Source organism: Herbaspirillum sp. B65 (genome assembly GCF_000333555.1).
Lineage (GTDB): Bacteria > Pseudomonadota > Gammaproteobacteria > Burkholderiales > Burkholderiaceae_D > Herbaspirillum > Herbaspirillum rubrisubalbicans.
Window position 1 is genome coordinate 1 of sequence record NZ_BADI01000522.1, and the last position, 4,208, is coordinate 4,208.

Annotated in this window: 3 protein-coding genes; 1 reads left to right on the top strand and 2 read right to left on the bottom strand. The window is 63.7% G+C overall.

Annotation, left to right across the window (positions count from 1 at the left end):
- Positions 1-385 precede the first annotated feature (385 nt).
- Positions 386-1,711: a tetratricopeptide repeat protein gene (locus I5W_RS12620; protein WP_044529489.1), complete on the top strand. Its 1,326-nt coding sequence runs from the start codon at positions 386-388 to the stop codon at positions 1,709-1,711.
- A 42-nt stretch (positions 1,712-1,753) separates the two neighbouring features.
- Here the strand turns inward: I5W_RS12620 and I5W_RS12625 are convergent, their stop codons facing one another.
- Both I5W_RS12625 and I5W_RS12630 read right to left on the bottom strand, forming a co-directional pair.
- Positions 1,754-2,686, bottom strand: a complete 933-nt coding sequence (locus I5W_RS12625; RefSeq protein WP_044529491.1) for a sugar kinase — start codon at positions 2,684-2,686, stop codon at positions 1,754-1,756.
- Positions 2,687-2,730: 44 nt separating this feature from the next.
- Entirely contained in the window at positions 2,731-4,023 is a 1,293-nt protein-coding gene (locus I5W_RS12630; RefSeq protein ID WP_044529490.1) for an amino acid deaminase, read from the bottom strand.
- Positions 4,024-4,208 lie beyond the last annotated feature (185 nt).

Genomic DNA, 4,208 nt, shown 5'->3' on the forward strand with positions numbered 1-4,208 from the left:
CAAATCTTTGCGGCATCGCAAAGATGTGAAATGAACAACAAGCCGAAAAAGCCCAATGATTAGATTTATTCCTTATTTATCATAGGCTTACTGCGGGGTCTCGCCCGGGGCTATCTTCTCCAATTCCAACCGTTATGGTCATTTCCTGCGCATCTGCTGCGGCCATCCCTTCACCCGTGAACTGGACCAGGCGCTGCGCCGGCTGGGCAGTATCGGCCATAGCCTGGCCGGACTGTAGTGGTCAGGAGTGCGAAACTCTCTAGCATGATCGCGGAGAAACAGGTATTGCCCGATAGGCCAAGCTGTTGCAGACTTGTCAGGAACATGTAAAGGACGGCGGACCTCCGATGCGCCGCCTTCATGGGCTTTCCAGGGAGACCGGGCCATGCCTGAGCAGCAGGACATCCACCAGACGCATCCGCTGCGCTTGCACGCGGCCATCGACGCCCACATGGCCGGGCGCCTGGACGAGGCCCGCGCCGTCTATGAAGCGGTGCTGGAAGAAAATCCTATCGACGCGGTGGCGCTGCATTTCTACGGCATCTGGCTGCACCAGGCCGGCCGCCATGCCGAGGCGTTGGACAAGCTGGAACTCTCCAGCGCGCTGGAGCCCGACAATGCCGCCTGGCACAACGACCTGGGCAACGTCCTCTTTGCGCTGGGTGAACTGGAGCCGGCCGCCCAGGCCTATGCCGATGCGCTGGCCATCACGCCGGAAGACCACTCCGTCTGGAATAACCTGGGGGCGGCCTATATGCAGCAGGGGCGCCAGGAGGATGCCATCCAGGCCTTCCAGCGCGCCATCGCGATTGCACCCGAATTCCAGCCGTCCTTGCTGCACCTGGGCAGTCTCTACGAGGCTGCCGGCGACAAGATGCAAGCCTCGCACTACCAGTGCCGCGCCTACGTGCTGCCGCCGATGGAAGGCAAGTCCTGGGAGATGGTGGGCATTTCCTTCTATTTCCTGGGCCGCCTGCAGGAGGCCGCGCAAGCCTATCGCGCCTGGCATGAGCAAGAGCCGGACAACCCTATCGCGATCCACATGCTGGCCGCCTGCTCGCAGGACGACGTGCCGCTGCGCGCCTCGGATCGCTATATCGAATCGCACTTCGACCGTTATGCCGACACCTTTGAAAGCAATCTGCTGCATAGCCTCGGTTATCGCGGACCCAGCCTGATCGGCCAGGGCCTGGCCCAGGTGGTGCCGCCGGCCCGTCAGTTCGCCGCCCTCGACATTGGCTGTGGCACCGGGCTGTGCGGGGTGCAACTGGCGCCGTATGCGCATCATCTGGTGGGGGTCGATCTGGCGGGCAAGATGCTGGAAAAGGCCGCTGCCACCGGCTATTACGATCAGCTGGAAAAGGCCGAGATCGGCGACTACCTGGCGCGCCATCCACAGTCCTGCGACCTGGTGACGGCCGCCGATACCATGATCTATTTCGGCGACCTGGCGCCAGTGCTGGCTGCGGTCGCTGCGGCCTTGCGCAGTGGTGGTTACCTGGTCTTCACGGTGGAGGCGTTGACCGCGCAGGATGCCGGCCAGTCAGGCTATTGCCTGCACGCCAGCGGGCGCTACCGGCATGGCCGCCATTACGTGCGCGCCCTGTTGCAGGCCAATGGCATGGAAGTGCTGCATGACAGCGACCAGATCTTGCGCGAAGAAGTACGTCAGCCGGTGGCGGGTATGTTGTTCGTGGCGCGCCGGCACTAGGCCGGCGGCCAGCGAGATGGTCTCAGGTGGTCTCGGGGGGCTTCAGGCCCGGTCGGCAGAGGCCTGCAGCGCAGCCTGCACCTGGGCGCGGCACGGGATGGGGTCCACTGCGCCGTAAGCGGTGGTCGAGAGTGCTGCCGCCACATTGGCGTAGCGCGCTGCCTCGAACGGATCGCGCCCTGCCATCAGCTCGGCCATGAATGCGCCACCGAAGCAGTCGCCCGCGCCGGTGGCATCCAGCGCCTGCACCGGGTAGGGCGCTACCAGCCGGCGCGCTTGCGGGGTGGCCACGTAACAGCCTGCATGGCCCAGCTTGAAGGCCACCAGTTGCACGCCATAGGCCAGCAAGCGGTCGACGATGGTGTCTCGGTCTTCCAGTCCGGTCAACATGGCCACATCGTCCCAGCTCGGCAGGCAGATATCGCACAGCCGCAAGGCTTGCTCCATCTTCTCGCGGGCGCGCTCCAGCGGCCACAGGCGCAAGCGCAGATTGGTATCCAGCGAGGTGGTCACGCCGCACTGGCGGGCAAATGCCATGGCCGCCAGCCCGGCCTCGCAGGCGGTTTCGCTGATGGCCAGGCTGATGCCCGACAGGTGCAGCGCGCCGGCGCCAGCGATGGCCGGCAAGGGCAGGTCGCTGGCGGCATAGCGGCTGGCGGCCGAGCCTATGCGGCGGTAATGGAAGTGGTGCCCGGCTTGATCATGGGTGACGAAGTACAGGCCCGTACTGCCGCCTGCATGGATGGCCACGTGCTGCACATCGACGTGCTCGCGCCGCCACAGATCCAGTAGATCGGCGCCGAAGTGGTCATCACCCACCGCGCTCAGATAAGCGCTGGCCGCGCCCTGGCGCGCGGCGGCGATGGCGAAGTTGGACGTGTCGCCGCCATAGCCTTGCAGGTACTGGCGCGGCGCATCGATGCGCTGGTTGAATTCGACCATGGCTTCGCCGTAGGCGAGGATGGGCTTGCTCATGTTCTGCTCGATCTCCATCTCCATCGTTGCATCAGAAATCAACATCAGAAGAAGGTCTGGACGATGTCGGTCACATCGAAGCGCTGGTCCACCACCACCAGGTGACGCCACTTGTCAAAGGTCAGACAAGGGTGGGAAATGTCGAAGGCGATCATGTCGCCGACCCGGATATCGTCGCCTTCGGCAATCTTGAGGTAGGCGTGCTGGTCCATCATGCCGGTCACTTCCCAGTGCGCCGGAGTGGCCTGTGGCTGGCTGTCCTGGCCCGGTCGGAAGCGCGTGACCGGGGCCGGCAGGCCGGCATCGAAGGCGGCGTCGCGCTTGCCCAGGGCGATGATGGCCTTGTCGGCTTCGGGAATCGATTGCACGTAGGCCCATAGTTGCAGGGCCGGCTGCAATTGGCTGCGCATCTGGTGCGCCACCGGATTGCGTACCTGGATCTGTGCCTGCGCGGCGCGATAGATGCCCACGTCATGGGTCAGGTAGCAGCCGGGGCGCAGCACCACTTCCAGCGCTGCGCCGATCTCGGCCTGGCCGAATTCCTCGGCCACCACGTCGTACCAGGCCGAACCGGCACCGGTCAGCACCGCCGGGCCACGTTCCAGGCGCCGTGCCAACCGGCCTTGCGCGGCCAACTCCTGGAGGCAGGCCACGGCACGTTGCAGGAAGCGGCGGATATCCACCTCTTCCTTGAGCACGCCTTCATACACTTCCACCCCGGCCAGGGCCAAGCTGTCCCAGCGCCCGATGGCCTCCAGCACCGCTGCCTGTTGCGCAGCATCGCGCACGCCGGTGCGGCCACCGGCCGGGCCCAGTTCCAGCAGCACGTTCAAGGTCTGCTTGCGCTCGGCGAAGAAAGCGCCGAGCTGCTCGGCCAGCTCGGCCGAGTCAACCAGGCAGAAGAATTCGAATTCGGGATCGGCCAGCAGCTCGGAGATGATGGCCATGTTGCGCTTGCCCACCAGTTGATTGGCCATGATCACCCGGCGCACGCCGTGGTGATAGGCCGCCAGGGTCTGGTGGGCGGTGGCCAAGGTAATGCCCCAGGCCCCGGTGTCGAGCTGGCGTGCAAAGAGCTTGGGCGCCATGGTGGTCTTGCCATGCGGGGCCAGCTTGACCTGGTACTGGCCGACGAAGTCCTGCATCCACTTCAGGTTGTGGGCGATTTTTTCCTCATACAACACCGCCGCCGGCAAGCTCACGTCTTCGTTGAGCAGGTTCCAGCGCACCCGGCCGGCCTGCTGCGGTGCCAGCGGCTGTTCCAGCGCCCCCAGCCCCTTGTTGAGTGGGTCGATCATGCCAGCCTGGAAGTGAACTTGGTAGTTTGTATCATTCATCGCTTCAGTTCCTGTGAAATTAGGATTGACGTAATAATATCCTTGAATTTACTATGTTTAAGCCGTGTTAGTAAATAACATAAATTGTTTAGGCGAGCCTTTTTCAGCGGCTTGCTTGCGCGAAGCCCTCTTAGGAGTCTTCCGCGATCGATCATTCCCCCCCATGGCCCAGACATTGACATCAT

What these genes read in the sequence shown, in the direction of transcription:
- I5W_RS12630 (WP_044529490.1), bottom strand. Translation starts at nt 4,023, where the DNA reads ATGAATGATACAAACTACCAAGTTCACTTCCAGGCTGGCATGATCGAC.
- I5W_RS12620 (WP_044529489.1), top strand. Translation starts at nt 386, where the DNA reads ATGCCTGAGCAGCAGGACATCCACCAGACGCATCCGCTGCGCTTGCAC.
- I5W_RS12625 (WP_044529491.1), bottom strand. Translation starts at nt 2,686, where the DNA reads ATGAGCAAGCCCATCCTCGCCTACGGCGAAGCCATGGTCGAATTCAAC.